Raw genomic sequence first — 26,714 nt, 5'->3', positions numbered from 1 at the left:
AATCTCTGCGGAAATTCGAACCGCTCTCCGACGCGCGTGCCGACCGCACTTGGAAAATGCCCGCATGAGGGCTGAGAAATGCCCTGAATTCAGCACTGCTAGGCGTCTGAAATTCGCTGTTTTCGGCTCTCTCTACACGAGGGGCGTGTGCCTAAGCCCCGGAAATCGCCAGCTTTCTCCGCCACAAGCTGAAAATAGTCGGTTTGCATGAGAATGGATGGTGCCGGGTGAGGGGATCGAACCCCCGACCTTCGGTTTACAAAACCGCTGCACTACCGCTGTGCTAACCCGGCCCTCGGACACCGGGAACTCGGTGCCAATTCGATATTTGATCGGGGCAGGCACCACCTGGGCGCATGATCCGATCCATCTTCCAACCTTCAGTCCCTCCGAGTGCAGAAACGCTGCAGGGTCGATGCGCTGCACGAGTATTGTGCGCTCTATCTCCGATTTGCGTGGCATGCGCAATCCGCCAGAACATCTTGTGCACCGCTTCTAAGACCTTCCGCCTAAATCCATCGGGCTAAGCCCATCTGTCAGCTAGGGTTACCGGTTGTCGAGGCGTAACGCTGCACCATGCAGAACCCATCCCGGCATGATTGCCCGGCCGGTTCTGTCGCAACGCACCAAGACCAGGAAAAGGGAGGGGCGCCGTTCGCGGCGGTCCTGCAATGTCCCTGACGACCCAACGTTCTCGCGGAAAGCATCCGTGGCAGCGGCAGGAAGCATGTGGCCATTTGCTGCCCTCCATTGGCTTGGCCGGTTTCGAACCACCAAGGGAGGACATCATGTCCAACGCTAGCATGGCAGCCGGGGGGCGCGCAGCCCCGAGGCCGATGACACGGGAAGAGAAGAAGGTTATTCTCGCTTCCTCGCTCGGCACCGTTTTTGAATGGTACGATTTCTATCTCTACGGCTCGCTCGCGGCGATGATCGGCTCGAAGTTCTTCTCGGCCTTTGATGTCAACACGCGCTCGATCTTCGCGTTGCTCGCCTTCGCGGCGGGCTTTCTGGTGCGTCCCTTCGGCGCGCTGGTCTTCGGCCGCCTCGGCGACCTGATCGGCCGCAAGCAGACCTTCCTGATGACCATCCTGATCATGGGCCTTTCGACCTTCTTCGTGGGTCTGCTGCCGGATTACAACACGATTGGCTGGGTGGCCCCTGTCATCCTCATCGCGCTGCGCATGGCGCAGGGCCTGGCACTTGGCGGCGAATATGGCGGCGCGGCGGTCTATGTGGCGGAACATGCGCCTGTGGGCCGGCGCGGCTTCTACACCTCGTGGATCCAGACGACGGCCACGCTCGGCCTGCTGCTCTCGCTCTTCGTGATCGTGGGCCTGCGCATCTGGATGGGCGAGAAGGCCTTCGCGGATGATTTCCCGCTGTTCTTCGGCCTGCAAGGCGGCTGGCGCATCCCGTTCCTCGGCTCGATCTTTCTGCTCGCGATCTCGGTCTGGATCCGCCTGCAGATGCATGAGAGCCCGGCCTTCCAGAAGATGAAGGAAGAGGGCACCCAATCAAAGGCTCCGCTTTCGGAAGCCTTCGGTCAGTGGCGCAACCTGAAGATCGTGATCATCGCGTTGACCGGCCTCGTCATCGGCCAGGCCGTGGTGTGGTATACTGGCCAGTTCTATGCGCTGTTCTTCCTGCAGGCGATCCTGAAGGTGGACCTGCTCACGGCGAACGTGCTCATCGCCTGGTCTCTGATCATCGGCACGGGCGGCTTCGTCCTCTTCGGCTCGCTCTCGGACAAGATCGGCCGCAAGCCGATCATCCTCGGCGGCTGCCTGATCGCGGCGCTCACCTACTTTCCGCTCTTCAAGATGATGGCGGAAACGGCGAACCCGACCTATGCCCGGGCGCTTGAGACGGTGAAGGTCGAGGTATCGGCCGATGCCTCGAAGTGCGGCTCGCTCTTTGATCCGGTGGGTATCCGCCAGTTCTCGGAGCCTTGCGACATTGCCCGCCGCGTGCTCTCCTCGCAGGCCATCAAGTACACCTACACGCCAGCCGCCGCCGGCGAGCCGCTGAAGGTGGCGGTGAACGGCACGGAAGTGGCCTATGGTGCGGGCGTCGCGGATTTCACCAAGAACATCACGGCAGCCTCGATCGCGGCGGGTTACCCCAAGGCGGATGATGCGGCCAAGGTGAAGGTCTCGGGCTTCTTCGCGGCGCTGGGCAACCCGCAGGCGCTAACGATCATCGCGATCCTTACGATCCTGGTGCTCTATGTGACGGCGGTTTACGGCCCGATTGCGGCGGCCCTTGTGGAGTTCTTCCCCACCCGCATCCGCTACACGGCCATGAGCCTGCCCTACCATATCGGCAATGGCTGGTTCGGCGGCCTCCTGCCGGCGACCTCCTTCGCGATGGTGGCCTCCACCGGCGATATCTATTTCGGCCTGTGGTATCCGATCGGCTTCGCGCTGATGACCTTTGTGATCGGCATCCTGCTGGTGCCGGAAACCAAGGATCGCGACATCGAAACCTACAATTACGGCAGGTAAAGCGGGCTCCCGGCGATGCGGATGCCCATCCGCATCGCCTCTCCCAGAGCTCCGCTCCGGTTCGCCGGGGCGGAGCTTTCCTGTTTCAGGTCCGGGTGATGGCCTGCTGCACGGCATAGAGGCTGATGGCCGCCGCGTTCGACACGTTCAGGCTCTTGATCGCGCCGGGAAGCTCCAGCCGAGCGAGATGGCAGCAGAGTTCGCGCGTGGAGGGCCGCAGACCGCGCCCTTCCGCCCCGAGAACCAGCACGATCGGCAGCTTCAGCGGAAGATCGCCCATCTTCTCCGGCGCTTCGGAATCAAGGCCGATGACCGCGAAACCCTCATCCTTCAGCGTGGTGAGCGCGCGCGCGAGATTCTGCACCCCGGCCAACGGCACATGCTCCAGCGCGCCCGAGGCGGCCTTGGCGAGCACGCCCGTGATTTCCGGGCTGTGGCGATGCGTGACAATCACCCCGCCGACATCGAAGGCGGCAGCCGAACGCAGGATCGCGCCGACATTATGCGGATCGGTCACCTGGTCGAGCGCGAGGATGATGCGATCGCGCGGGAGCTTGCCCAAGGGCAGCAGCGGCAGGCGCTCGGCCTCCACGTAAAGGCCCTGATGCACGGCATCCGGCGTGAGCAGCCTGCCGATGGCCTCGGGCTTCACGAGTTCGGGCGCAAGGGGCAGGTTCACGCCATCTTCCGTGAGGCGCTGCACTGCATTCTCGGTCGCGACGATGCGATGGAAGCGGCGGCGCGGATTGGCGAGGGCCTCCTTCACCGAATGCATGCCGTAGAGCACATCCATGTCGTCGGGCAGTCGCGGCTTTGGCGCCTTCGGCTTCGGCGCGAAGCGGGACTTGTCCTTGAAGGCAGGCTTTTCGCCCATGCGCGGGCCCTCGCGGGCCGGTTTCGGTTGGCGGTCAAGCGGGTGATAGGGACGTTTGCTGTCATGGGCCATGCCCGTTTCATAGGGCAGTTCGCCGCGCCATGCGAGCCGCAATCGCGCACGGATTCCCACCCTGGCTCCCACCCTTGGCCGGATGCGGTTTCCGGGCGGCTTTCCAGGTTGAAATGGGCCCAAACCTTTCCCATAATGCCGGTCATACCTGCCGGTTCGCCAGCGCGTGTGGGAGAATGTCCCGAGCGGCAAAGGGGGCGGACTGTAAATCCGCTGGCTAAGCCTTCGTAGGTTCGAGTCCTACTTCTCCCACCAATTTCGTGTAAACTGCTATTTCAGTTGGGAAATTTCCCGAATGACCGGCTTTTTCCCCCCGTCGCTCGCATAGCCTGCGAGGCATGAGAGCGCTTCGTGTGTCTCCGTTCGTGCCTTTGCCTCGATGCTCCGGTAGAGCCGCACGACCTCCGTGCCGCGGGGCGTGAGTGCCGCGCCGCCGCCGCCCGAGCCACCCTGATGCGAGCCGACCAGCGGCGCATCGAACATGCCGTTCAGCGCATCCACCAGCAGCCAGGCCCGGCGATAGGACATGCCCATGCTGCGACCGGCTGCCGAAATCGAGCCGAGACGCGCGATTTCTTCCAGAAGCCGCACCTTGCCGGGCCCCAATCGCGCGCCATTGGGGAAATCGATGCGCAGCGAGAGCCTTCCCGCCGGAGCAGCATGGTCGGTCATGCCTCGCCCTCCGGCAGGCGCGGAATCAAGGTCGCCGCCGGGCCAAAGGCGGCAAGTTGCCCGCGCTCGATCAGCGCGACCTCATGGGCCAGCCGCCGCACCTCCTCGCGCGAATGCGAAACATAGAGGATGGGAATGCCGATCTCGTCACGCACGGCTTCGAGATGGGCGAGGATCTCGGCCTTGCGTTCCGCATCGAGCGAGGCGAGCGGTTCGTCCATCAGCAGCAGGCGCGGGCTGGCCAGCAGCGCCCGGCCCAGCGCGACGCGCTGTTTCTCGCCGCCCGAGAGATGGGCCGGGCGCCGCGCCAGAAGCGGGGCGAGATCGAGCAAGACCAGCACCTGTTCCACGGCGCGGTCGCTGAGCGGCAGGCGCGCAAGCCAGCGGCCGAACAGCAGGTTCTGCTTCACCGTGAGATGCGGGAAGAGCCGCGCATCCTGAAACACATAGCCGATGCGCCGGCGCCGGCTCGGCACATCGATGCCCTTCCGGCGGTCGAACAGCACGGTCGCATCGAGCGCGATCCGGCCGGAATCGGGCGCCGCCAGCCCGGCGATCAGGTTCAGCAGCGTGGTCTTCCCTGCGCCTGAGCGGCCGAACAAGGCCGTGACGGGACCCTCGGCCCGCAGGCTGACCGCGAGATTGAGCGCGCCGACGCGATGGCGGATATCGATCTCCAGCATGGGCTAATCCATCCGCCGGCGGAGCCCGCGCGCCAGCCATTCCGACAGCACGAGCGACAGAACGGACACCGCCACCGAGATCAGCACGAGGCGCATCGCGGCGGCATCGCCGCCCGGCACCTGCGTGAAGGTGTAGATGGCGGTGGGCAGCGTCTGCGTTTCGCCGGGGATGTTGGCGACGAAGGTGATGGTCGCGCCGAATTCGCCCATCGCCTTGGCGAAGGCCAAAACGGACCCGGCCAGAATGCCGGGCAAGGCCAGCGGCAAAGTGACAAGCAGGAAAGTGAGAATACGCCCTGCGCCCAAAGTCCCCGCCGCCTGTTCAAGCCGCCGGTCCACCGCCTCGATGGAGAGGCGAATGGCCCGGACCATCAGCGGAAAGCCCATCACGGCCGCCGCGAGGGCAGCCCCCGTCCAGCGGAAGGAGAAGACCAGCCCGAAATGCGCCTCCAGCCAGGCGCCGACGGGACCTTTCCGCCCGAAGGCCAGCAGCAGGAGATAGCCCGTCACCACCGGCGGCAGGATGAGCGGCAGATGCACGAGGGCATCGAGCGCGCTCCGCCCTGGGAAGCGTCCGCGCGCGAGCAGATAGGCCACGGCGACGCCGGCCGGAAGGCTTGCGAGCGTCGCGACGGTCGCGACCTTCAGGCTCAGTTTCAGGGCGGCCCATTCCTCGGGCGTGAGCGCGGCGAACATGGATGATCAGCTGCCCTGCCGGGGTGGGGTGGGAAGTGTGAAGCCGTGACGCTCGAAAATGGCGCGCGCGCTGCCGCCCTTCAGGAATTCGAGGAGGCGCAGGGCCTGCGGATGCGCTGAATCCTTCAGCATCGCGATCGGGTAGACGATGGGCGGGTGGCTCTCCTCCGGGAAGAGGGTGATGATCCGCACCTTCGGTTCAGCGGCCGCATCGGTGGCATAGGTCACGCCGAGCGGCGCCTCGCCGCGCGCCACCAGCAGCAGCGCCGCGCGCACATTCTCGGCCTGCGCAAGCCGGTCCTTCAGGCCGGCCCAGAGGCCGAGCTTCTCGAAGGCGGTCTTTGCGTATTTTCCGGCCGGAACGCTGTCCACATTGGCTGTCGCAAGGCGCCCATCCGCAAGCAGGGCCGCGAGATCGGCGCCCGGCTGGAGCGTGATCGTCGCTTTCGACTCCACCGGTGCCACCAGCGCCAGCCGGTTCGCCAGCAGGTTCGAGCGCGTCTCGGGCCGCAGGAGGCTCTTCGCCGCTAGCGCATCCATCCAGTCGAGATCGGCCGAAAGAAAGAGATCAGCCGGTGCGCCCTGCTCGATCTGCCGGGCGAGCGCATTGCTGCCGGCATGGGAGAGGCGCGGGGCGGGAAGGCCGGTTTCCCGCATCCAGAGCGTTGCGATCTCGTCGAGAGCGGTTTTCAGGCTCGCCGCCGCGAAGACCACAGGCCCGGAGGATCGCGCGGCGGCGGGCAGGGCAAAGCCGGTGCTGGCGGCCAGTGCCAGGGCCAAGACTGAGCGACGGGTGGACACGGGACCTCCCGGGACAAGCGTGATATCCAACGATATATAGCGGAGCGGTGCCCGTCCAGCGCGAAGCTGCCGCCGGGCCTCCCCGCCGCGGCGGTCGGTGCTTTGGCCGAGGAAAAACTGCCCCCCGTCCCGCAACAAGGCCGGCGAGGCGCAGCCGGGCGCAGAGGGGTTGAAACTTGACGTGGGGCAAGGGCGGCTCAACCGCCAGGGGCGAATGATGGCATCAGCGAATTTGATTGGTCAGCGCCGCGTTTCTCGGGAAGATTATGCGCCCGGCCCACCCGCGAGAAAGGCACTTCCCGCTCATGGTTACCCTTTACGGCGTCACGCGCAGCCGCGCTTCCCGCAACATCTGGCTGATGAACGAACTCGGCCAGCCTTACGAGCAGGTGCCTGTCATCCAGGCCTATCGCCTTGCGAACCCGGAAGCTCCGGATGCGCCGGTGAATACCCGCTCGCCATCCTTTCTGGCGGTGAACCCCAACGGGCATATCCCCTCGATGAAGGATGGCGATCTCGTTCTGCACGAATCGCTGGCGATCAACCTCTATCTCGCCAAGAAGTTCGGCGGTCCGCTCGCCCCGGCCAATCTCGCGGAAGAGGGGGAGGTCGCGATGTGGACCCTTTGGTCTGCGACCGAGGCCGAGCCGCATGCGATCCAGATTCTCTATCATCGCCTGATGAAGCAGGGCGACGAGCGCAAGCCGGAGCTGGCGGATGCCGCCGTGGTGGCCCTGCGCCAGCCCTTCCAGGTGCTGAATGATGCGCTGGCCGCGAATGGCCACCTCGTCGGCGGGCGCTTCACGGTCGCGGATATCAACGTTGCGGAGGTCATCCGCTATGCAAGCCCGGCCCCGGAATTGTTCGAGGCGGCCCCGCATGTGAAGGCATGGCTCGCGGCCTGCCAGGCGCGACCGGCCTTCAAGGCAATGATGGACAAGCGCAATGCGGAGCCGGCCTGAGGCATGGCCCGGCCCGCGGCGCTCTCGGCGCTCATCGCCGCGCATCACGGGCGTGTGCCGCCGCGCACCGGCTCGCTGATCGTCTCGGTCTTTGGCGCGCTCGTGCTGCCGGCGGGCGAGGCCTTGCGCCTCTCCGATCTGCAGGAATGGCTGGCGGCTCTGGAGATCGAGCCCGGCCTCGTGCGCACGGCGCTTTCTCGCCTCGTGAATGATGGCACTTTGCTGCGCGAGCGCGACGGAAAAGCCGCGCTCTATCGCCTCTCGGCGCGGGCGCTGAAGGATTTCGAGGCGGCGGGCGATCTCATCTTCGGGCGCCTGCTGCCGCGCCCCACGGGCGATCTCGATCTGCTGGTCATCGAGGATACAGGCCGTCGCGCGACCCTGCGCGCCGAACTCGCTACCCTGGGTTTCGTGCCGCTCGCTTCCAACCTGATGATCCGGCCCGCATGGTCGGGCAGAGCCGCGCCGGAAATCGGCGGATGTCTCGCGCTCTCGCTTCACGCCAACGCGGCTTTGGCGTTGCGCGCCCGCGAACTCTGGCCGCTGGAGCACCTCGCGAGCGGCTATCGCGCGTTGATCGCCCATGCCCAGGCGGTGCAGGCCGGAAACTTCACGTCTGCCGAAGCGCGCCTCGCCCGGCTGATGCTGGTGCACGAGTTTCGCCGCATCGTCCTGCGCGATCCGTTCCTGCCCGAGGCGGTGCTGCCGAAGGATTGGCCGGGAAGCCCGGCGCGTCTCGCTTTCGATGTTGCCTTGCAGCATGTTGAGGGCTGAAGGGCTCGATTGCGAGGCACCAATGGCCCGCAGGCGATATTTGTAACGAGAATTGTTGACTTTTGAAAAATCTGTAACATATTCTCCAAAACAGCTTCAGGGGAGGATGGCCGCGATGTATGCGCAGGCGCTCAACACAGTCACGGAAGTCTCCAAGGACGATCCCGCGAAGCTCGCGGCCTTCCAGGCGCGGATCGATGCCGAGGAGAAGATCGAGCCGAATGACTGGATGCCCGAGGGCTACCGGAAGACGCTTCAGCGGCAGATCTCCCAGCATGCGCATTCGGAAATCGTGGGCATGCTGCCGGAGGGCAACTGGATTACCCGCGCGCCTTCCCTCAAGCGCAAGGCCGCGCTTCTCGCCAAGGTGCAGGATGAGGGCGGCCACGGCCTCTACCTCTATTCCGCCGCCGAAACGCTGGGCGTCTCCCGCGAGGAACTGGTGGACGCCCTTCATGCGGGGCGCGCGAAATATTCCAGCATTTTCAATTATCCTACACCCTCCTGGGCCGATATGGGCATGATCGGCTGGCTGGTGGATGGCGCGGCCATCATGAACCAGATTCCATTGTGCCGGACCTCGTTCGGGCCCTACGCCCGCGCCATGATCCGCATCTGCAAGGAAGAGAGCTTCCACCAGCGGCAGGGCTACGAGATCGTGATGACGCTGGCGCGCGGCACGCCGGCGCAGAAGAAGATGGCGCAGGACAGCCTGAACCGCTGGTGGTGGCCAGCGATCATGATGTTCGGCCCTTCGGATGCGGCTTCCCAGCATTCCGACCAGAACATGAAGTGGAAGATCAAGCGCTTCTCGAACGATGCTTTGCGCCAGAAATTCATCGATGCCACCGTGCCGCAAGGGCATTTCCTTGGCCTGACCTTCCCGGACCCGGACCTCCGGTTCAACGAGGCGACCGGCCATTGGGAGCATGGCGAGATCGATTGGTCCGAATTCAACCGCGTCGTGAAGGGCGAGGGGCCCTGCAATCGCGAGCGCATCAAGGCCCGCATCAAGGCGCATGAGGAAGGCGCCTGGGTGCGCGAGGCGGCGCTTCGCCACGCCGAAAAACGCGCGGCCCGCAAGGCAGCCGCCAGAATCGCAGCGGAGTAACCACCATGACCGAGAAGAACATGCCGCTCTGGGAAGTTTTCATCCGCTCCCGCACGGGGCTCAGCCATCGCCATGCCGGTTCGCTGCACGCGCCGGATGCCGAGATGGCGCTGCAGGCCGCCCGCGATGTCTATACGCGCCGGGGCGAGGGGCTTTCGATCTGGGTGGTGCCGTCCGGCGCGATCACCGCGTCTGACCCTTCCGACAAGGACGCGCTCTTCGAGCCCACGGCCTCGAAGATCTACCGCCACCCCACCTTTTACGAGGTGCCGGACGAAGTGGGGCATATGTGATGGAAACGCCGCTTCTGACCTATACCCTGCGGCTCGCCGATAACGCGCTGATCCTGGGCCATCGCCTCGGCGAATGGTGCGGCCACGGGCCGATGCTCGAGGAAGACCTGGCGCTCGCGAATATGGCGCTCGACTGCATCGGGCAGGCGCGCAATTTCTACACCTATGCTGGCGAGATCGAGGGGAGGGGCCGTTCGGAAGATGACCTCGCCTACCTTCGGGATTGCGATGAATTCCGGAACATCCTGCTGGTCGAGCGTCCGCGTGGCGACTTCGCCTTCACCATCCTCCGGCAGTTCCTCTACGCTGCTTTCATGCACCCCTATTTCGAGCGCCTCGGCACCTCGATGGATGAGCGCCTGGCTGCGATTGCGGCCAAGGCCGTGAAGGAGATGGCCTATCACCTTCGCCATTCCGCCGAGTGGGTGATCCGGCTTGGAGACGGCACCGAGGAGAGCGCCGCGCGGCTTCAGGAAGCGCTCGCTGATCTCTGGCCCTTCACGGGCGAGATGTTCGAGGTGGACGAGACCGAGCGCGCGCTGATCGAGGCGGGCGTGGCGGTCGATCCTGCGGGCATTCGCCCGCTCTGGCTCGACACGGTGGATCGCGTTTTCGCTGATGCCCTGCTGAACCGCCCGAAGGATGGCTGGATGCAGACGGGTGGCCGGCGCGGCGAGCATTCCGAGCATCTCGGGCATCTTCTGGCTGATCTGCAGTTCATGCAGCGCGCCTATCCCGGCTCGACCTGGTGAATCATGGCCGAGATCATCCATCTGCGCGAGCCGGTCGATGAACGCCTCCATGAGCGTCTCCATGAGCGTCTCCATGAGCGCCTGACGCGCGCGCGCGAAGCTGCGGGAAACGTGGTGGACCCGGAAGTGCCGGTGCTGACCATTGAGGATCTCGGCGTTCTGCGCGATGTGCGCTTCGCGGGGGAAGTGGTGGAGGTCGTCATCACGCCCACCTATTCCGGCTGCCCCGCGATGGATCTGATTGCCCTGCAGGTCGATCTCGCGCTCGAAAAGGCGGGTTTCGCGAGCCGCAAGGTCACGCTCTCGCTCTCGCCCGCCTGGACGACGGACTGGATGAGCGAAGCGGGCAAGGAGAAGCTTCGCGCCTATGGCATCGCGCCGCCGGTTGGGCGCGCGAAAGGCCGGGGCGCGCTCTTCGGGGTGGATGAAATCCCGTGCCCGCATTGCGGTTCGGCCGAAACCGAGCGCGTCTCCGAATTCGGCTCCACCGCCTGCAAGGCGCTTTGGCGCTGCCGCGCCTGCCGCGAACCCTTCGATTACTTCAAGTGCATTTGAGGTGCGCCGATGTCCGCCCCCCGCTTTCACACGCTGACGATCCGTGACATCCGCCGCGAGACGCCGGATGCCGTCTCCATCGCCTTCGAGGTGCCTAGCGAATTGCAGCAGGCCTTCGCCTTCGAGCAGGGCCAGTATCTCACCTTGCGCACACAGATTGACGGCGAGGAGATCCGCCGCTCCTATTCGATCTGCGCGGGCGAGGATGACGGCGAATTGCGCGTGGCGGTGAAGGAAGTCGCGGGCGGCGCCTTCTCCACCTTCGCCAATCGCGCGCTGCAGCCCGGGGCAGCGCTCGACGTGATGACCCCGATGGGTCGCTTCGGCTCCACGACGCGGCAAGCCGGAGGCGGGCATTCCGTGTTCTTCGCCTGCGGATCGGGCATCACGCCCATCCTCTCGATCATCCGCACGCGCCTCGCGCGCGACCCGGATGCCAGGCTCACGCTCTTCTATGGCAATCGAAATTCCGGTTCGACTCTCTTCCGCGAGATGCTGGAGGACCTGAAAGATCGCCATCTCGGAAGGCTCACAGTATGTCACATTCTCAGCCGTGAGGCGCAGGATATCGACCTGCTCAATGGCAGGTTGACGCCGGAGAAGATCGCGCTGCTGGTGCGCACGCTGGGGGGCGTGAGCGCCATGAACGACATCTATCTCTGTGGTCCCGAAGAGATGACCAGGGCCGCCCGCTCCGTGCTGGAAGAGATGGGCACGGTGCCTTCGCGCATCCATGTCGAGTTGTTCTCGACCGGTGCTGCCCCGCCGCGCTCGGGCGCTCGCAAGGTGGTGGCCGAGGCCGATAACGGCGTGTCCCTCACCATCACGCATGACGGCCAGAGCCATAGTCTGATGCTGAACGAGGGCGAGACCGTGCTGGAAGCGGCAGAGCGCGCGGGCCTCGATGTGCCCTATTCCTGCCGGGGCGGGATGTGCTGCACCTGCCGCGCCAAAGTGACGGAGGGCTCCGCCAGCATGGACCTGAACTTCAGCCTCGAGCCCTGGGAGGTCGAGGCCGGCTATGTGCTGACCTGCCAGTGCCGGCCCACGGGAGCCGCACTCGCCGTGGATTACGATCAGGTTTGAAATACAATCAATTCAGAAGCTTGCGGCAGAGTGACGAGAGATCGATTTCGGTCCCTCGCATTCCATTTCCGGTTCTTCGGTTCCTGATTCACGCGCTCTCCAGCGCCAGCGCGATGCCTTGGCCCACGCCGATGCACATGGTGGCGCAGGCGCGCTTACCGCTGCGATCCTTCAACTCGATCGCCGCTGTGAGCGCGAGCCGCGCGCCGGACATGCCCAGCGGATGGCCGAGCGCAATCGCGCCACCATTCGGGTTGATGTGATCCGCGCTGTCCGGCAGCCCGAGGAGGCGCAGGGATGCGAGGCCCTGCGCGGCGAAGGCCTCGTTGAGTTCGATCACATCGAAAGCAGAGGGCTTGATCCCGAGGCGTGCGCAGAGCTTCTGCGTCGCCGGCGCCGGGCCGATGCCCATGATGCGAGGGGCCACGCCCGCCGTCGCCAGCCCGGTGACGCGGGCGAGCGGGGTGAGGCCGAAGCGCTTCACGGCGGCCTCGCTGGCGATCAGCAGGGCGGCAGCACCGTCATTCACGCCCGAGGCATTGCCGGCGGTGACCGTCCCACCCTTGCGGAAGGGGGTCGCGAGCGCGGCCAGCTTTTCAAGCGTCGTCTCGCGCGGATGCTCGTCGCGATCCACCACCACCGGATCGCCCTTTTTCTGGGGAATGGTGACGGGCGTGATCTCGCGGGCGAGGCGGCCATTCTTCTGCGCGCGGGAGGCGCGCGCCTGCGACCGAAGCGCGAAGCTGTCCTGATCCTCGCGGGAGACCTTGAACTCCTCGGCCACGTTTTCCGCTGTTTCCGGCATGGAATCGATGCCGTATTGCGCCTTCATGAGGGGGTTCACGAAGCGCCAGCCAATGGTGGTGTCGAACACCTCCGCCGAGCGCTGGAAGGCCTCCTGCGCCTTACCCATCACGAGGGGCGCGCGCGTCATGCTCTCGACGCCGCCCGCGATCATCAGATCGGCCTCGCCCGCCTTGATCGCGCGCGCGGCGATGCCCACCGCATCAAGCCCCGAACCGCAGAGGCGGTTGACGGTCGTGCCCGGTACTTCCACGGGCAAACCGGCGAGAAGCCCGGCCATCCGCGCGACATTGCGGTTGTCTTCGCCCGCCTGGTTGGCCGAACCGAGGATGATTTCATCCACCGCCGCCACCATTTCCGCTGGAAAACGCGCCATCAGCGCGCGGATGACATGGGCAGCCATGTCATCGGCGCGTACGCTCGCGAGCGCTCCGGCATAGCGGCCGATGGGGGTGCGGGTGCCATCGACGAGATAGGCTTCGGGCATGATTCCGTGTCCTTGCATCAGGGTTCTCGGGGCGCCCATAGGCGAGAACTATGCGCCATTGAGCGTGGAAAAGTTGCGCTGGCTCGACACCAGTTCCGCGAGGAGCGGCGCGACCTGGAAGCCGCGGCCATCGCGCGCCTCCGTATCCTTCGCCACGGCAAGCATCTGCTTCAGGCCGAGCGCATCGGCATGGTGCATGGGCCCGCCACGCCAGTTCGGAAAGCCGTAGCCATGGACGAGCACGAGATCGATATCCGCGGGCCGCGCGGCGATGCCTTCGCCCAGAATTTTCGCGCCTTCATTCACCATCGCGGTGACGACGCGGGTCTGGATTTCCTGCGCGCTGAAGGAACGCTGAGGACGCCCGGTGGAGGCAGCATGCGCGCGCACCATTGCCTCAACGGCAGGATCGGGGACGCGGCGGCCATTTTCGTAAGCGTACCAACCCTTGCCGGATTTCTGCCCGAAGCGGCCCTGTTCACACAGGCGATCCACCAGCGGCACGTCGCGATCGGCCGGGTCGCGTGTGGCGGCGAGGCGCTTCCTGCGCGCCCAGGCGATGTCGAGGCCCGCGAGATCCTGAACCGCGAAAGGCCCCATGGCGAGGCCGAAGGCTTCCATCGCGGCGTCAATTTCGCGCGGCAGCGCGCCTTCCTCCAGCATGAACTCGCATTGCGCGCGGAATTTCGCGAGGATGCGATTGCCGATGAAACCCTCGCAAACACCGGAAATCACCGCGATTTTCTTGAGCTTCCGCCCGATGGCCAGAGCGGTGGACAGGGCTTGGAGGCCCGTGCGGCGCGCGCGCACGATTTCGAGCAGCTTCATCACATGCGCGGGCGAGAAGAAATGCAGGCCGAGAAATCGCTCGGGCGACGGCAGGGCATCCGCCATCGGCTCGAGATCAAGATAGGACGTATTCGTGGCAATCAGCGTGGAGGCGGGCAGGAGGGTCGCGAGCTTCTTCATCAGTTCGAGCTTCACCCCCAGTTCCTCGAAGATCGCCTCGATCACGAGTTCACAGGCCGCGAGGCGGCTCATCTCGGTCGTCGGCACGAGGTTCGAGAGGCGGTTGAGGCGGGTATCCTCGTCGATGCGCCCCGAGCGGATGGCGCGCAGGTAAAGTCCGTTCACGCGCTCAAGGCCGGCCTGAAGCGCCGTGTCATCCGCCTCGACCAGCATCACCTTGAAGCCGGCATCGAGGAAGGCAACCGCGATGCCAGAGCCCATCGTGCCCGCGCCGATAATGCCGATCTGGTGCAGATCGCGCGGTATCACGTTCGCAAGTTCCGGGCGCTTCCCGGCCTCGCGCTCGGCGAGGAAGAGGTGACGAAGCCCGCGTGATTGCTCGGAATTCATGAGCTCGAAGAAGGCGCGGCGCTCGTTGGGCTGGCCCAAGGAGAAGGGCAGCGTCAGGCTCTGCGAGACGAGTTCGATCGCCCGTTGCGGGGCGATGCGGCCGCGGGCCTCGCGGTTCACTTTCGCCACCATCGCCTGCCAGGCTTCGGGCTCGGCGGCGGGGGTGGCGCGCAGCGACAGGCGCGGCTGCATCTGGCCGATGAGCCCGCGCGCGAGTTCGATCGCCTCGGCGCGCAGGTCCTTCCAGGCGATAGCATCGACGAGGCCAAGGCGAAGCGCTTCCTCCGCACCGATCATCCGGCCTGTCGCGATGAGATCGAGTGCCGCAACCGGCCCGATGAGCCTGGGAAGGCGCTGCGTGCCGCCTGCGCCCGGCAGGAGGCCGAGCTTCACCTCGGGCAGGCCCACGAAGCCATCCTTCGCGATGATGCGCTTGTGCGCGCCAAGGCCGATTTCGCAGCCGCCGCCAAGCGCGGTGCCATGCCAGGCGACGACGATGGGCTTTGCGCTCTCCTCGATGCGGTTGATGAGATCGGGCAGGTGCGGCTCGCGCGGGGGCTTGCCGAATTCGGTGATGTCGCCGCCCGCTGTGAAGGTGCGGCCCGCGCCGCAGATCAGGATCGCAAGCGTCTCCGGCTCGGATTGCGCCCGTTGCACGGCATCGAACAGGGCACGGCGCACCGCTTGCGAGGTCGCGTTGACGGGCGGGTTGTCGATCTCGAGGACCGCCACCTCGCCGTCCCGCCATACCCGCAGAACTTCAGGCATCGTCTCTCCTTCGTCCGCATCGCCTGCGGCCGAGACCTCTCCACTCATGACGCCTCACGATAGGCGTTCATGGTGAGAAGCTCGTAGGTCGCGGCCGTATCCCCTGCACCGGTCCGGATCTCGACATCCCAGCGCACTTCACCATAATCCGTGTTGCGCGGTGATTTCGACTTCACCGTGAGCCGAACCCTGATGGTTTCCCCGGGAGAAACGGGCTTCAGGAATCGCAGGTTGTCAAGCCCGTAATTCGCCAGAACCGGACCGCGCTCGGGCTCCACGAACAGGCCCGCCGCGAAGGAGAGCAGCAGATAGCCATGCGCCACGCGGCCGGGGAAGAACGGATGGCCCTTCACGGCCTCCTCATCCATGTGGGCATAGAAGGTGTCTCCGGTAAAATGCGCGAAATGTTCAATATCGCCGAGGCTGATCACGCGCTCGGGCGAGTGGAAGCTCTGGCCGGGCACGAGATCCTCGAAGGGTATGCGGAAGGGGTGCGCGGGTGCCGCCGGCTCGGGCGTGCCCTTCACGTAACTTTTCGTGATCGCCGTGAGGAAGGCGGGCGATCCCTGCAAGGCCACGCGTTGCATCTGGTGATGCACGGCGCGCATGCCGCCGAGTTCCTCGCCGCCTCCGGCACGGCCGGGGCCGCCATGCACGAGATGCGGCATGGGCGAGCCGTGGCCGGTCGATTCCGCCGCGCATTCGGCGTCGAGCAGCAGCAGCCGGCCGTGGAAGGCGCCCGCGCCAAACACCACCTCACGGGCGATCTGCGCATCCGCCGTCACCAGCGAGCCCGCGAGCGAGCCGTCGCCCTTGCGCGCGAGGCCGATGGCGTCGTCGAGATCGCGATAGGTCAGGAGCGTTGCCACGGGGCCGAAGGCTTCGGTGTCATGCGGGCGTTCGGCGGCGCGGGAATCGCGTGCCGCGAGCAGCACCGGCGAGAGGAACGCGCCCTTCTCGGTATCGAGGCCGGGCAGGTCGAGCCTGTCGGGGGTGCCGAAAAGGATATCGCATTCCTCTTGCAGGCGGGCGATCTGAGCGCGCACATCCGCGCGCTGAGCCAGCGAGGCGAGAGGCCCCATGCGGGTCGTCTCGGCGCGCGGATCGCCGATCGCGAGGCTCGCGAGGCGCTTCGAGAGGGCGTTAGCCACCGCATCAGCCTCGGCAGCGGGAACGATGATGCGGCGGATCGCCGTGCATTTCTGCCCGGCCTTCGTGCCCATCTCCTTCGCCACCTCCTTGATGAAGAGATCGAATTCCGGCGTGCCCGGCACGGCATCCGGCCCGAGGATGGAGCAATTCAGGCTGTCGCGTTCGGCGGTGAAATGCACCGCGTTCTTCAGGATGACGGGATGCGCCTGCAGCGCAGTCGAGGTCGCGAGCGAGCCGGTGAAGGCCACGTGGTCCTGGCTCGTGAGATGCTCAAAGAGGTCGCCGGTCGAGCCCGCGATGAACTGGAACGCGCCTTCCGGCAGAACACCGCTTTCGATGATGATGCGCGCGGCCTTTTCCGCGAGCCAGGCCGTGGCGCTCGCGGGTTTCGCGATGACAGGCAGGCCTGCGAGAATCGAGGGGCCGAGCTTTTCCAGCATGCCCCAGACCGGGAAGTTATAGGCGTTGATCTGCACCGCCACGCCCTCGCGCGGCACGTAGATATGCTGGCCGAGGAAGGTTCCGTTCTTCGACAGGCCTTCCACCGCGCCATCGATCAGGAAGGTCTCGTTCGGCAATTCGCGTTTGCCCTTCGAGGCATAGACGAAGAGCGTGCCGATGCCGCCATCGATGTCGATCCAGCTATCGGCGCGTGTGGCACCCGTGAGCGCTGAAAGCGCGTAAAGTTCGTCCTTCCGGGCGGTGAGCGCCTGCGCGACCGCCTTCAGCAGCGAGGCGCGCTCGTGGAAGGTGAGGCGGCGAAGCGCGGGGCCACCCTTTGCTCGCGCGAAACGCATCATCCCCGCGAAATCGAGGCCCCTGGAGGTGATCTCGGCGACGGGGCTGGCATCAATCGCGCTCACGAGCAGGCTGCCGGCGCCGTCGCCGGCTAACCAGTGGCCCTCGGCGAAGGATTGGAGGCGGATGAGGCTCATGTTTCAACTCCCAGGCGTTTTCAGTGGCCCAGATAGGCTTCCCGCAGCTTCGGATCGCCGATGAGATCGGCCGAGGCGCCGGAATGGGTGATGTGGCCGGTCTCGATCACGAAACCGCGGTTCGATTTGGCCAGTGCCGCCGCCGCGTTCTGCTCCACAAGCAGGATGGTGATGCCGCGCTGCTGGAGGCTCTCGATCACGCCGAAGACCTGCTCCACCAGCACGGGTGCCAGGCCCATGCTCGGCTCGTCGAGCAGCAGCAGGCGCGGGCGGCTCATCAGCGCGCGGCCGATGGCGAGCATCTGCTGCTGGCCGCCGGAAAGGCCACCGGCCTGCAAGGCGCGCTTCTCGTGCAGGATGGGGAAGAGCGCGTAGATGTCGTCGCGCTCCTTCTGCGTGCCGCCGTCATGCAGCCAGCCGCCGAGATTGAGGTTATCCTCCACCGTGAGGCCGCCGAAGATCTGCCGCCCCTCCGGCACCTGCGCGATGCCCAGGGCCACGCGTTTCTCCGCCGGGAAGCCCGTGATATCCTGCCCCTCGAAGGTGATGCTGCCAGAGGTGACCGGCTGCACGCCGGAAATCGCGCGCAGGAGCGTCGTCTTCCCCGCGCCATTGCCGCCGATGAGGCAGACGATTTCGTTCCGTTGCACGTCGAGATCGAGGCCGTGCAGCACCTCGATCCGGCCATAGGCCGAGCGGAGCTGGCGGATTTCAAGCACGGTTCGCCTCCGGACGATTTGCTTCCTGACTGCCGAAGGTTCCGAGATAGGCCGCGATGACGCGGCTGTCGTCGCGCACCTCGGCCGGCGTGCCGGCAACCAGCGTGCGGCCGCGTTCGAGCACGTGGATCTCGTCCGAGATGCGCATCACCAGGCGCCTGTCGTGTTCGACCAGCAGCACCGCGATGCCGGATTGCGCGACCGACTGGATGACGCGGTCGATCTCCTGGGTCTCGATGGCGTTGCACCCGGCGGCGGGCTCATCCAGCAGGAGGATGCGCGGCTCGGTCGCGAGCGCGCGGGCGATTTCCAGCCGCTTCAGCGCGCCATAGGAGAGGGAGCCCGCTTCCTTCTCCGCGACATCCGCAAGGCCCACGCGCGCGAGCAGCGCCATGGCGATCTCGCGGGAGCGGGCATTCTCGCGACGCACCGAGGGCAAGGCGAAGACATGGCTCAGAAGGCTCGTCTTCTCGTGCTGGTGACGCCCGACCATCACATTGTCGAGCGCGCTCATGCGGAAGAAGATCTGCAGGTTCTGGAACGAGCGCGAGAGGCCGCGCCGCGCCAGCGCATCGGGCGGCAGGCCGGTCACATCCTCGCCCGCAAGGCGCACACGGCCCGAGGAAGGCTGGTAGAGGCCGGAAATCAGGTTGAAGAGCGTCGTCTTTCCCGCGCCGTTCGGCCCGATGATGGAATGGATGCGGCGCGGCTGCACCTTCAGCGACACGCCATCGACCGCCTTCACGCCGCCGAAGGCGATGGAGAGATTTTCGGTTTCAAGCAGGGGCACGCTCATGATTTCCCTCCCCGCATGCGCGCGAGCAGGCTGGGGATGATGCCGCGCGGCAGGAGGATCATGCTCACCATGATCATCAGGCCGAGCATGAGGTGCTCGTAATCATGGAAGATCGTCAGCGCCTGCGGAAGGATGACCAGCACCGCCGCGCCGGTGATCGCGCCGATGACCGAGCCCAGCCCCCCCAGCACCACCATGGTCACGAGTTCGACGGATCGCAGGAAGCCGGCGGTGCCGTCGGGTGTGATGTGGCCGTTCAGGAAGGCCAGCAGGGAGCCCGCCACCGAGGCATAGACCGCCGAGAGCACGAAGATCTTCAGCTTGTAACTCGCGACATCGATGCCGGCGACACGGCTCGCGATCTCGCTGTCATGGATCGCGCGCATGGCGCGGCCCGTGGGGCTTTCGATGAGGTTCAGCGCCAGGATGACGCCGATCAGCAGCACGCCGGCGGAGATGTAATACCAGGTATCGGGCCCGCGCAGGCGCGTGCCGAACACCTCGAGGCGCGGCACGCCCATGCCATCCGGCCCGCCGGTCCAGCTCGCCTCGTTGGTGAGCGCCATCGCGATGAGCAGGCCGAAGCCGAGGGTCGCGACTGCGAGATAATGGCCCTTGAGGCGCAGGATCGGGCGACCCACGAGGAAGGCCACCACGGCCGACAGCACCGCGCCGATTCCCGCCGCCGCGAGGCCGTGCAGGCCGAAATGTGTCGCGCCGATCGCCACGGAATAGGCGCCCAGCCCCATGAAGCCGGCATGGCCCAGGCTCACCTGCCCGGCATAGCCCATCAGCAGGTTCAAACCCACGGCGGCCAGTGCGAAGATGTTCACGATGGCCGCGACGCGGAAATAGTAGTTGGACGGGAACAGGAGGGGCAGGATCGCCAGGATGAGGCCGAGGCCGAGCACGATCGCCCAGCGGGAAGAAACAAGCCGCGCCATCACACGCGCTCCACGCTTTTCTTGCCCAGAAGGCCCTGCGGACGCACGAAAAGCACCCCGAGAATGATCAGGAAGGCGATGGCATCCTTGTATTTCGAGGAGATCAGCCCTGCGCCGAAGCTCTCGGCGAGGCCGAGCAGCAGGCCGCCCACCACCGCGCCCACGGCGCTGCCCATGCCGCCGAGCATCGCAGCCGCGAAGCCCTTGAGCGCCAGAAGAGTGCCGACATCGTAGCTCGTCAGCGTGATCGGCGTGACGAGAATCCCGGCGACCGCGCCAATCGCGGCCGACAGCGCGAAGGAGAGCGCCACGATCTTGCGCACGGGAATGCCCACGAGGCGGGCGGCGAGGCGGTTGGCGGCGGTCGCCAGGATCGCGCGACCGAGAAGCGTGCGGTCGATGACGAGGAAGATCAGCGCCACGATGAGCCCCGCGCCGAAGAGCACCACGAGGCTCTGCGGCAGGATGGCCGCGCCGCCGAGACGAATCGGTTCGGAGCCGAACCAATGGGGCAGGGCATGGAAGCGCTTGTCGAAGATCACCTGCGCCACACCGCGCAGGAAGATCGAGGCCCCGATGGTGATGATGATGATCGTCACCGCGCTCGAACCCCGTGCCGGGTCGATCGCGAAGGCATAGAGCGCAAGGCCCACGCCGACCGTGATGAGGATGGCCAGCGCGGCGGCGAGCGGCAGCGGAACGCCCGCGAGATGCAGGAAAACGGTCGCCATGCCGCCGAGCATCACGAACTCGCCTTGCGCGAAGTTCACGACGTCCGAAGCGTTGTAGATCAGCGTGAAGCCGAGCGCGACCAGCGCATAGACAGCGCCGACCGTCAGGCCCGAAAAGGCAAATTGCAGGAGTTCGGGCATTCGCGGGATGCTCCGTGCTCGGGCTTCAGCGGGGAGGGGAGGCGAGGCGGCGCGGGCCGCCTCGCCGGTTCGGGCTCAGGGAACGAGGGTCCAGTCGCCGTTCCTGATTTCCAGCATGCGGAAGGCCGAGAGATCGAGGCCCATATGATCGGTCGGGCTCATGTTCACGATGCCGCCGGTGCCGATATAACCCTTCGTCTTCTCGATCTCGTCGCGCACCTTGGCCGGGTTGTCGGTCTTGGCGCGCTCCACGGCCTCCTTCCAGATCATGAAACCGTCATAGGCATGGCCACCGAAGGTCGAGACCGGCTGGCCCGTGCGCTTGGCGTAGTTGGTGGAATATTCCATCACGACCTTCTTCTGCGGGTCGTTGTCGGGCAGCTTGTCGGCCACCAGAAGCGCGGCCGCCGGCAGGCGCACGCCTTCGGCCGCCGGGCCGGCGAGCTCGATGAACTGCTTCGAGGCCACGCCATGGCTCTGGTAGAGCGGCACGGTGATGCCGAGCTGCCTGAAGTTGCGCGTGACGATCGCCGGGCCCTGGCCGAAGCCCGGATTGATGACGGCCTGAACGCCCGCCTTGTTCTTGATGTTGGTGAGCTGCGGGGTCATGTCGGTGTCGCGCGGGCCGTAATTCTCCTCGTGGAGGATCTCGATGCCGTATTTGCCCGCGACCTTCACGCATTCATCGCGCATGGATTTGCCGAAGCCGTCGGTGCCCGAGATCATGCCGATCCTGGTGGTGCCGCGCTTCTTCATGTCCTCGAAGATCTTCTCGCAGGCCATGGTGTCGGTGTGCGGGGTCTTGAAGACCCATTTCTTCACCGGCTGGATGATCTGCACCGCGCCGGCGAGGCTGATGAAGGGCACCTGCGCATCCTCGAAGGCGGGGATCATCGCCATGGTGGTGCCGGTGGTGGAGCCGCCAATCATCGCGGTCACCTTGTCTTCTTCGAGCAGGCGCGTCGCGAAGGTGCGCGCGGCATTGGCGTCGCCCGCGTCATCATAGACGATGAGGCGAACCTTGCGGCCGAGAATGCCGCCCTTCGCGTTCACATCCTCGACGACCATTTCGAGCGTGCGCTTTTCCGGGTCGCCCAGGAACGAGGCGGGACCGGTTACCGAGAGAACCGCGCCGAGCTTGATCTCGCCCTGCGCCAAAGCCGGCGTCAGGCTCGCGCCCAAGGTGAAGGCGCTCGCCAGAAGCGCCGCGCGCCGTGAAAACCCGATGGAACTGCTCATGCTTCCTCCCTCCCATGCGCCGCGCTCTGGCGGTCGATCCGGCGTTTCCCTGGAGGCGCCGGTACTGTGCGGCGCCGTTTCTCGTTTCATGCGGGTTCCGTTTGAGGAGCCCGTTGACATTGTCGCTGTCTTCTTCATTTAATTATCCGACCGGTCAGTTAGTCAAGAGGGAACGCCGCGAAATCGTTGCGGTCGAAACCCATCAGGAAGCGGCCGGCGGGAAACGCGAAGCCCGAACGCGACGGCACCGTTCGAGGGGAGGGGATCATGGCTCTGGAAGACAGAACGGCCCAGCCGTCACCGGTTCTGGTGGAGCATCGGGGATCGCTCACCGTCATCACGCTCAACCGTCCGGACAAGCTGAATTCGTTCAACGAGGCGCAGCACCGCGCGCTGAAGGCGGCGGTGGATGCCGCGGCGGCCAGCGAAACTTGTCGCGCGATCATCCTCACCGGCGCGGGGCGTGGCTTCTGCGCGGGGCAGGACCTGTCGGATCGCGTTCGCCCCGAGGGCGGCACCGCGCCCGATCTCGGCGAAACGCTCGAGGAATTCTACAACCCGCTGATCCGCGCGATCCGCGCGATGCCGAAGCCGGTGATCGCGGCGGTGAATGGCGTGGCGGCGGGCGCGGGCGCCAATCTCGCGCTGGCCTGCGATCTCGTGCTCGCGGGGAGAAGCGCCAGGTTCGTGCAGGCCTTCTCGAAGATCGGGCTCATCCCCGATTCGGGCGGCACCTGGATGCTCCCGCGCCTCGTGGGGGAAGCCCGGGCCAAGGCGCTGACGATGCTCGCGATTCCTGTTCCGGCCGAGGAAGCCGAGCGCATCGGCATGATCTATCGCGCCGTGAACGATGACACGCTGATGAGCGAGGCCATCGCGCTGGGCGCGGCATTGGCGAAGGCGCCGACCCGCGGGCTGGCCGAAACGAAACAGCTGTTGCAGCAGGCCTTCACGCACTCCTTCGACCAGCAGCTCGATGGTGAGCGCGATGCCCAGCGCCGGCTTGGCCGGTCGGCGGATTATGCGGAGGGCGTGCGGGCCTTCATGGAAAAGCGCGAAGCGGCCTTCCGGGGGCAATGACATGACGAAAATGACAGCCGACGAACTGGCCCGGGCCTGCGCGAAGGCGATGTGGGACGAGGACAAGGCTTCCGCCGGCCTTGGCATGGCGATCACCGCCGTGGCGCCCGGCCAGGCGGAGATCACCATGACGATCAGCGAGGCGATGGTGAATGGCCACGGCACCTGCCACGGCGGCTACATCTTCACGCTCGCGGATTCGGCCTTCGCCTTCGCCTGCAACAGCCGCAACCATCGGACGGTGGCGCAGCATTGCTCCATCACCTTCCTTGCGCCGGGGCGGCTCGGTGACAAGCTGCGCGCCGTCGCCCGCGAGGCAAGCCGCACGGGACGCTCGGGTATCTACGACATCGACATTTTCAACCAGGAAGATGTGAAGATCGCGATCTTCCGGGGGCATTCGCGCATGGTGAAGGGAGAATTCTTCCCCGGCGCGGTGTTGGAGGGCTGAACCATGTTTTCGATTTCCACCTACAAGCCGCTGACCGAGCCGATCGAGCATGCCTCGCGAGATCAACTCTCGGCGCTGCAACTGAAGCGCCTGCAATGGTCACTGCGCCATGCTTATGAGAACGTGCCGGCCTATCGGGCCAGTTTTGATGCGGCGGGCGTTCACCCCGATGATTGCAAAACTCTGGCGGATCTCGCGAAATTCCCCTTCACGACCAAGGCGGACCTGAGGGATAACTACCCCTTCGGCATGTTCGCCGTGCCGCGCGAGAAGGTGAGCCGCATCCATGCCTCCTCCGGCACCACCGGCAGGCCGACCGTGGTGGGCTATACCGCCAACGATATCCAGACCTGGGCCGATGTTGTGGCGCGCTCCCTGCGCGCCTCGGGTGTCAGGCCCGGAATGACAGTGCATGTCGCCTATGGCTACGGGCTTTTCACCGGCGGCCTCGGCGCGCATTACGGCGCGGAGAAGCTCGGCTGCACGGTGATCCCCATTTCCGGCGGCATGACCGAGCGGCAGGTGCAGCTCATCACCGATTTCCGGCCGGATGTGATCATGGTGACGCCGAGCTACATGCTGGCGATCCTCGATGAATTCCGGAAGGTGGGCCTCGATCCGCGCGCATCATCCCTTGAGGTCGGCGTCTTCGGCGCGGAGCCGTGGACGAATGCGATGCGGCAGGAAATCGAGGCGGCCTTCGACATGCATGCCGTGGATATCTACGGCCTTTCGGAGGTGATCGGGCCGGGGGTTGCCAATGAATGCGTGGAAACGAAGGACGGCCTCCACATCTGGGAAGATCATTTCTACCCCGAGATCATTGATCCGGAGACCGGGGCGGTGCTGCCCTATGGCGAGCAGGGGGAGCTGGTCTTCACCGCGCTGACCAAGGAAGCGATGCCGATCATCCGCTACCGCACGCGCGATCTCACGCGGCTGCTGCCAGGCACCGCGCGCTCCATGCGGCGGATGGAGAAGATCACGGGCCGCTCTGACGACATGATGATCGTGCGCGGCGTGAATGTGTTCCCCACGCAGATCGAGGAGATGCTTCTGGCGCTCCCCGCGCTCTCCGCCCATTACCAGATCGTGCTGACGCGCGAGGGCCGCATGGACGAGATGGAGGTGAAGGTGGAGGCCCGCATCGACCATTCCGACGAAGCCAATTCCGCAGCAAAGCTGCTGGCCAAGCGGATCAAGGACAGGATCGGCATCACCGCCTGGGTGAATGTGCTGCCGCCCGACGGAATCGAGCGTTCCCAGGGCAAGGCGAAGCGCATCATCGACAAGCGGCCCAAGGTGTAGCGGATCCAGGCGAACCGGGAACCGTCCCGCATCAGGAATTCGCGTCGAGAGGACAGAACCGAACCCATGGCACGCCCTATCGCCGCCGATCATGAAGACAAGCGCAGCGCCATCCTCAAGGCCGCCGCAAAGCTCTTTGCGAGCCACGGTTTCGATCGGGCCTCCATGGCCGAGATCGCGCTGGCTTGCGGGGTCTCGAAGGCGCTGCTCTACCATTACTACGCGAGCAAGGATCAGCTCCTGTTCGATATCATCCGCGCTCATCTCGATGATCTCGTGGCGGCCATCGAAGCGGTGCCGAAGACGCTGGCGCCGCGCGAGCGGCTGGCGGCGATGATCCACGCGCTGCTCGAGGAATATCGCCATGCGGATGAGGAGCACCAGATCCAGATCTCGGACCTGAAGCGCCTGCCGCCCAAGATGAAGGCCGAGCTTGTGGAGCGCGAGCGCGTGCTGGTGCGGCAGTTCTCCGCCGCGCTGGCCGGGCTGGAGCCGATTCTCGCGGCGCGGCGCGAGCTTCTCACCCCGCTGACCATGAACCTCTTCGGCATGATGAACTGGAAATTCATGTGGTTCCGCGAGAACGGACCGGTCAGCCATGCCGCTTTTGCCGAGATGGTCATGCGCAGCATCGAGGCGGCTGCTTCGACCTTGGTGGCGGATCTGGTGCCGCGCGCATCCCTCGCGAAAAGGTGATCTTCCGCGATGCCTGGCCGCGTTGCCAGAAACCGGAGCCTGCGGCATCGTGTTCGGTTGGTCGCGCGGAGGGGTTCGCCGAAGGGGTTCGCCGAAGGGATTCGCCGAAGGGATTCGCCATGGAGACGACGATCCGGCGTTATGCGCAGCTTTCCATCGCGCGGGGCTGTGGTTTCGGGGCGCTGGCGATCGCTACCGTGATGGTCGGTTCCGCCAGCAATCTCTCGCTCTTCTTACGGTCCGGCGGCTTTGCCACGTTGCTGATGTGCTTCATCCTGCTGATCATGGCGGCGCGCGCCGACCATGTGCCGGTGAAACGGACCGAGGTCTGGATCATGCTCCCGAAAGAGAGCCGGCCGCCGGTCGAGGTCGCCGCGCCGCTGATCGCGCGAGCACGGAAGGATTATCTCCTGCGCTTCGCCTATGTCGCGGCCATCGTGGCCAGCGTCGAACTGGGGCTTGATCTTGCGCTGAGCGTCGGCCGGCTGGCCTGAGATCAGATCTCCACCACCACGCGTCCCCGTGTCTGCCCGGCGAGAATCGCCTTGCCGAGTTCGGGCAGGTCATGGAGCTTCGCCGGCACGATCATGGCTTCCAGCTTGTCGAGCGGCAGTTCCTCCGCGATGCGCTTCCAGGCGATGATGCGGTCGGCATAGGGTTTCATCACGCTGTCGATGCCCAGCAGGTTCACCCCGCGCAGCAGGAAGGGGATGACCGTCGTCGGCAGGTTCGCGCCACCGGCAAGGCCCACGGCCGCAACCGAACCATTATACTTCATCTGGCTCAGAACGCGCGCCAGCATCGTGCCGCCGACATTGTCGACGCAGCCGGCCCAGGTCTCCCTGTCGAGCGGGCGCGTGGGGGCATCCGCGAGTTCGGCGCGAGGCACGATGCGGCTCGCGCCGAGGCCCTTGAGGTAATCTTCCTGCTCGGGACGGCCCGTCACCGCCGCGACCGCATAGCCGCGCTTCGCGAGAATCGCGGTCGCGACCGAGCCGACGCCGCCCGCGGCACCCGTCACCAGCACTTCCCCCTTCGCGGGCGCGAGGCCATGCGCCTCGAGCGCCATCACCGCGAGCATGGCGGTGAAGCCGGCTGTGCCGACCGCCATGGCCTGCCGCGTGGTGAGGCCGGCGGGAAGCGGCACGAGCCAATCCGCCTTCACACGCGCCTTTTCGGCGTAACCGCCCCACCAGGTCTCGCCGACGCGCCAGCCCGTGAGTACCACCTTGTCGCCGGGCTTGTAGCGGGCATCATCGGAGGCCT

The 26,714-nt window shown here is 65.7% G+C and carries 27 protein-coding genes and 2 tRNA genes; 14 read left to right on the top strand and 15 right to left on the bottom strand.

Annotation, left to right across the window (positions count from 1 at the left end):
- Positions 1-218: 218 nt before the first annotated feature.
- A tRNA-Thr gene (locus tag ACKODO_RS13880) sits at positions 219-293 on the bottom strand.
- A gap of 495 nt (positions 294-788) precedes the next feature.
- Between ACKODO_RS13880 and ACKODO_RS13875 the strand changes: the two genes are divergently transcribed.
- Positions 789-2,507, top strand: a complete 1,719-nt coding sequence (locus ACKODO_RS13875; protein WP_408984028.1) for an MFS transporter — start codon at positions 789-791, stop codon at positions 2,505-2,507.
- An 85-nt stretch (positions 2,508-2,592) separates the two neighbouring features.
- Here the strand turns inward: ACKODO_RS13875 and ACKODO_RS13870 are convergent, their stop codons facing one another.
- Positions 2,593-3,381 (bottom strand): TrmH family RNA methyltransferase, encoded by a 789-nt coding sequence (locus ACKODO_RS13870; RefSeq protein ID WP_408984030.1) that lies wholly within the window; start codon positions 3,379-3,381, stop codon positions 2,593-2,595.
- A 242-nt stretch (positions 3,382-3,623) separates the two neighbouring features.
- Here ACKODO_RS13870 and ACKODO_RS13865 point away from each other — a divergent pair.
- Positions 3,624-3,708, top strand: a tRNA-Tyr gene (locus tag ACKODO_RS13865).
- Between the two features lie 15 nt (positions 3,709-3,723).
- Here ACKODO_RS13865 and ACKODO_RS13860 read toward each other — a convergent pair.
- The 4 genes from ACKODO_RS13860 to modA are packed head-to-tail and all read right to left on the bottom strand — an operon-like array spanning position 3,724 to position 6,305.
- Entirely contained in the window at positions 3,724-4,125 is a 402-nt protein-coding gene (locus ACKODO_RS13860; protein ID WP_408984027.1) for a winged helix-turn-helix domain-containing protein, read from the bottom strand.
- Positions 4,122-4,808 carry a molybdenum ABC transporter ATP-binding protein gene (gene modC, locus ACKODO_RS13855; protein WP_408984026.1) on the bottom strand — a complete coding sequence of 229 codons (687 nt, stop codon included), beginning with the start codon at positions 4,806-4,808 and terminating at the stop codon, positions 4,122-4,124. The genes ACKODO_RS13860 and modC overlap by 4 nt, the downstream gene beginning before the upstream one ends.
- A gap of 3 nt (positions 4,809-4,811) precedes the next feature.
- Complete coding sequence (gene modB / locus ACKODO_RS13850) at positions 4,812-5,504, bottom strand: molybdate ABC transporter permease subunit (RefSeq protein ID WP_408984025.1); 693 nt, start codon at positions 5,502-5,504, stop codon at positions 4,812-4,814.
- Between the two features lie 6 nt (positions 5,505-5,510).
- Positions 5,511-6,305 carry a molybdate ABC transporter substrate-binding protein gene (modA, locus tag ACKODO_RS13845; protein WP_408984024.1) on the bottom strand — a complete coding sequence of 265 codons (795 nt, stop codon included), beginning with the start codon at positions 6,303-6,305 and terminating at the stop codon, positions 5,511-5,513.
- A 305-nt stretch (positions 6,306-6,610) separates the two neighbouring features.
- Here modA and ACKODO_RS13840 point away from each other — a divergent pair, with 305 nt between their 5' ends.
- From ACKODO_RS13840 to paaE, 7 genes are all read left to right on the top strand, one after another.
- Positions 6,611-7,267, top strand: coding sequence for a glutathione S-transferase family protein (locus ACKODO_RS13840; protein ID WP_408984023.1), 657 nt, complete (start codon positions 6,611-6,613; stop codon positions 7,265-7,267).
- A 3-nt stretch (positions 7,268-7,270) separates the two neighbouring features.
- Complete coding sequence (locus ACKODO_RS13835) at positions 7,271-8,041, top strand: PaaX family transcriptional regulator C-terminal domain-containing protein (protein WP_408984022.1); 771 nt, start codon at positions 7,271-7,273, stop codon at positions 8,039-8,041.
- A 115-nt stretch (positions 8,042-8,156) separates the two neighbouring features.
- Positions 8,157-9,152 carry a 1,2-phenylacetyl-CoA epoxidase subunit PaaA gene (paaA, locus tag ACKODO_RS13830; protein ID WP_408984021.1) on the top strand — a complete coding sequence of 332 codons (996 nt, stop codon included), beginning with the start codon at positions 8,157-8,159 and terminating at the stop codon, positions 9,150-9,152.
- A 5-nt stretch (positions 9,153-9,157) separates the two neighbouring features.
- Positions 9,158-9,445, top strand: a complete 288-nt coding sequence (gene paaB, locus ACKODO_RS13825; protein ID WP_408984020.1) for a 1,2-phenylacetyl-CoA epoxidase subunit PaaB — start codon at positions 9,158-9,160, stop codon at positions 9,443-9,445.
- Positions 9,445-10,197: a 1,2-phenylacetyl-CoA epoxidase subunit PaaC gene (gene paaC / locus ACKODO_RS13820; protein WP_408984019.1), complete on the top strand. Its 753-nt coding sequence runs from the start codon at positions 9,445-9,447 to the stop codon at positions 10,195-10,197. Before paaB ends, paaC begins: the two co-directional genes overlap by 1 nt.
- A 3-nt stretch (positions 10,198-10,200) precedes the next feature.
- Positions 10,201-10,752 carry a 1,2-phenylacetyl-CoA epoxidase subunit PaaD gene (gene paaD, locus ACKODO_RS13815; RefSeq protein ID WP_408984018.1) on the top strand — a complete coding sequence of 184 codons (552 nt, stop codon included), beginning with the start codon at positions 10,201-10,203 and terminating at the stop codon, positions 10,750-10,752.
- 9 nt (positions 10,753-10,761) lie between these two features.
- Complete coding sequence (paaE, locus tag ACKODO_RS13810; protein ID WP_408984017.1) at positions 10,762-11,838, top strand: 1,2-phenylacetyl-CoA epoxidase subunit PaaE; 1,077 nt, start codon at positions 10,762-10,764, stop codon at positions 11,836-11,838.
- A gap of 88 nt (positions 11,839-11,926) precedes the next feature.
- On the opposite strand, the gene pcaF is transcribed toward paaE, so the two are convergent.
- The 8 genes from pcaF to ACKODO_RS13770 form a co-directional block, all read right to left on the bottom strand.
- Complete coding sequence (pcaF, locus tag ACKODO_RS13805; protein WP_408984016.1) at positions 11,927-13,129, bottom strand: 3-oxoadipyl-CoA thiolase; 1,203 nt, start codon at positions 13,127-13,129, stop codon at positions 11,927-11,929.
- A 48-nt stretch (positions 13,130-13,177) separates the two neighbouring features.
- On the bottom strand, positions 13,178-15,256 hold the full coding sequence (locus tag ACKODO_RS13800; RefSeq protein ID WP_408984015.1) for a 3-hydroxyacyl-CoA dehydrogenase NAD-binding domain-containing protein: 2,079 nt from the start codon (positions 15,254-15,256) through the stop codon (positions 13,178-13,180).
- A 44-nt stretch (positions 15,257-15,300) separates the two neighbouring features.
- On the bottom strand, positions 15,301-17,343 hold the full coding sequence (paaZ, locus tag ACKODO_RS13795; protein WP_408984014.1) for a phenylacetic acid degradation bifunctional protein PaaZ: 2,043 nt from the start codon (positions 17,341-17,343) through the stop codon (positions 15,301-15,303).
- Positions 17,344-17,363: 20 nt separating this feature from the next.
- Positions 17,364-18,062, bottom strand: a complete 699-nt coding sequence (locus ACKODO_RS13790) for an ABC transporter ATP-binding protein (RefSeq protein ID WP_408984013.1) — start codon at positions 18,060-18,062, stop codon at positions 17,364-17,366.
- Entirely contained in the window at positions 18,055-18,852 is a 798-nt protein-coding gene (locus ACKODO_RS13785) for an ABC transporter ATP-binding protein (protein ID WP_408984029.1), read from the bottom strand. Before ACKODO_RS13785 ends, ACKODO_RS13790 begins: the two co-directional genes overlap by 8 nt.
- Positions 18,853-18,854: 2 nt before the next feature.
- Positions 18,855-19,802, bottom strand: coding sequence for a branched-chain amino acid ABC transporter permease (locus ACKODO_RS13780; RefSeq protein ID WP_408984012.1), 948 nt, complete (start codon positions 19,800-19,802; stop codon positions 18,855-18,857).
- Positions 19,802-20,674, bottom strand: a complete 873-nt coding sequence (locus tag ACKODO_RS13775; RefSeq protein ID WP_408984011.1) for a branched-chain amino acid ABC transporter permease — start codon at positions 20,672-20,674, stop codon at positions 19,802-19,804. The genes ACKODO_RS13780 and ACKODO_RS13775 overlap by 1 nt, the downstream gene beginning before the upstream one ends.
- A gap of 75 nt (positions 20,675-20,749) precedes the next feature.
- Positions 20,750-21,913: an ABC transporter substrate-binding protein gene (locus ACKODO_RS13770; protein WP_408984010.1), complete on the bottom strand. Its 1,164-nt coding sequence runs from the start codon at positions 21,911-21,913 to the stop codon at positions 20,750-20,752.
- Between the two features lie 267 nt (positions 21,914-22,180).
- Here ACKODO_RS13770 and paaG point away from each other — a divergent pair, with 267 nt between their 5' ends.
- The 5 genes from paaG (at position 22,181) to ACKODO_RS13745 (ending at position 25,942) form a co-directional block, all read left to right on the top strand.
- The gene (paaG, locus tag ACKODO_RS13765) at positions 22,181-22,993 is read left to right on the top strand and encodes a 2-(1,2-epoxy-1,2-dihydrophenyl)acetyl-CoA isomerase PaaG (RefSeq protein WP_408984009.1); all 813 of its coding nucleotides are present in this window, start codon (positions 22,181-22,183) and stop codon (positions 22,991-22,993) included.
- A 1-nt stretch (position 22,994) separates the two neighbouring features.
- The gene (paaI, locus tag ACKODO_RS13760; RefSeq protein ID WP_408984008.1) at positions 22,995-23,444 is read left to right on the top strand and encodes a hydroxyphenylacetyl-CoA thioesterase PaaI; all 450 of its coding nucleotides are present in this window, start codon (positions 22,995-22,997) and stop codon (positions 23,442-23,444) included.
- 3 nt (positions 23,445-23,447) lie between these two features.
- Positions 23,448-24,752: a phenylacetate--CoA ligase PaaK gene (gene paaK / locus ACKODO_RS13755; RefSeq protein ID WP_408984007.1), complete on the top strand. Its 1,305-nt coding sequence runs from the start codon at positions 23,448-23,450 to the stop codon at positions 24,750-24,752.
- A 66-nt stretch (positions 24,753-24,818) separates the two neighbouring features.
- Positions 24,819-25,448 (top strand): TetR/AcrR family transcriptional regulator, encoded by a 630-nt coding sequence (locus ACKODO_RS13750; RefSeq protein ID WP_408984006.1) that lies wholly within the window; start codon positions 24,819-24,821, stop codon positions 25,446-25,448.
- A gap of 119 nt (positions 25,449-25,567) precedes the next feature.
- Complete coding sequence (locus ACKODO_RS13745; protein ID WP_408984005.1) at positions 25,568-25,942, top strand: hypothetical protein; 375 nt, start codon at positions 25,568-25,570, stop codon at positions 25,940-25,942.
- A gap of 2 nt (positions 25,943-25,944) precedes the next feature.
- Here ACKODO_RS13745 and ACKODO_RS13740 read toward each other — a convergent pair.
- Positions 25,945-26,714, bottom strand: a 770-nt coding sequence (locus ACKODO_RS13740; protein WP_408984004.1) for an MDR family oxidoreductase, incomplete at its 5' end; no start/stop codon positions are given.

The organism is Rhabdaerophilum sp., assembly GCF_046092605.1.
Classification (GTDB): Bacteria; Pseudomonadota; Alphaproteobacteria; order Rhizobiales; family Beijerinckiaceae; genus Rhabdaerophilum.
The sequence above is the reverse complement of the archived record's forward strand: the minus strand, read 5'-3'. Positions and strand labels throughout refer to the sequence as shown.

Coding starts and splice junctions, on each gene's coding strand:
- ACKODO_RS13875 (WP_408984028.1), top strand. CDS start 789: ATGTCCAACGCTAGCATGGCAGCCGGGGGGCGCGCAGCCCCGAGGCCG.
- ACKODO_RS13870 (WP_408984030.1), bottom strand. CDS start 3,381: ATGGGCGAAAAGCCTGCCTTCAAGGACAAGTCCCGCTTCGCGCCGAAG.
- ACKODO_RS13860 (WP_408984027.1), bottom strand. CDS start 4,125: ATGACCGACCATGCTGCTCCGGCGGGAAGGCTCTCGCTGCGCATCGAT.
- modC (WP_408984026.1), bottom strand. CDS start 4,808: ATGCTGGAGATCGATATCCGCCATCGCGTCGGCGCGCTCAATCTCGCG.
- modB (WP_408984025.1), bottom strand. CDS start 5,504: ATGTTCGCCGCGCTCACGCCCGAGGAATGGGCCGCCCTGAAACTGAGC.
- ACKODO_RS13840 (WP_408984023.1), top strand. CDS start 6,611: ATGGTTACCCTTTACGGCGTCACGCGCAGCCGCGCTTCCCGCAACATC.
- ACKODO_RS13835 (WP_408984022.1), top strand. CDS start 7,271: ATGGCCCGGCCCGCGGCGCTCTCGGCGCTCATCGCCGCGCATCACGGG.
- paaA (WP_408984021.1), top strand. CDS start 8,157: ATGTATGCGCAGGCGCTCAACACAGTCACGGAAGTCTCCAAGGACGAT.
- paaB (WP_408984020.1), top strand. CDS start 9,158: ATGACCGAGAAGAACATGCCGCTCTGGGAAGTTTTCATCCGCTCCCGC.
- paaC (WP_408984019.1), top strand. CDS start 9,445: ATGGAAACGCCGCTTCTGACCTATACCCTGCGGCTCGCCGATAACGCG.
- paaD (WP_408984018.1), top strand. CDS start 10,201: ATGGCCGAGATCATCCATCTGCGCGAGCCGGTCGATGAACGCCTCCAT.
- paaE (WP_408984017.1), top strand. CDS start 10,762: ATGTCCGCCCCCCGCTTTCACACGCTGACGATCCGTGACATCCGCCGC.
- pcaF (WP_408984016.1), bottom strand. CDS start 13,129: ATGCCCGAAGCCTATCTCGTCGATGGCACCCGCACCCCCATCGGCCGC.
- ACKODO_RS13800 (WP_408984015.1), bottom strand. CDS start 15,256: ATGCCTGAAGTTCTGCGGGTATGGCGGGACGGCGAGGTGGCGGTCCTC.
- paaZ (WP_408984014.1), bottom strand. CDS start 17,343: ATGAGCCTCATCCGCCTCCAATCCTTCGCCGAGGGCCACTGGTTAGCC.
- ACKODO_RS13780 (WP_408984012.1), bottom strand. CDS start 19,802: ATGGCGCGGCTTGTTTCTTCCCGCTGGGCGATCGTGCTCGGCCTCGGC.
- ACKODO_RS13775 (WP_408984011.1), bottom strand. CDS start 20,674: ATGCCCGAACTCCTGCAATTTGCCTTTTCGGGCCTGACGGTCGGCGCT.
- ACKODO_RS13770 (WP_408984010.1), bottom strand. CDS start 21,913: ATGAGCAGTTCCATCGGGTTTTCACGGCGCGCGGCGCTTCTGGCGAGC.
- paaG (WP_408984009.1), top strand. CDS start 22,181: ATGGCTCTGGAAGACAGAACGGCCCAGCCGTCACCGGTTCTGGTGGAG.
- paaI (WP_408984008.1), top strand. CDS start 22,995: ATGACGAAAATGACAGCCGACGAACTGGCCCGGGCCTGCGCGAAGGCG.
- paaK (WP_408984007.1), top strand. CDS start 23,448: ATGTTTTCGATTTCCACCTACAAGCCGCTGACCGAGCCGATCGAGCAT.
- ACKODO_RS13750 (WP_408984006.1), top strand. CDS start 24,819: ATGGCACGCCCTATCGCCGCCGATCATGAAGACAAGCGCAGCGCCATC.
- ACKODO_RS13745 (WP_408984005.1), top strand. CDS start 25,568: ATGGAGACGACGATCCGGCGTTATGCGCAGCTTTCCATCGCGCGGGGC.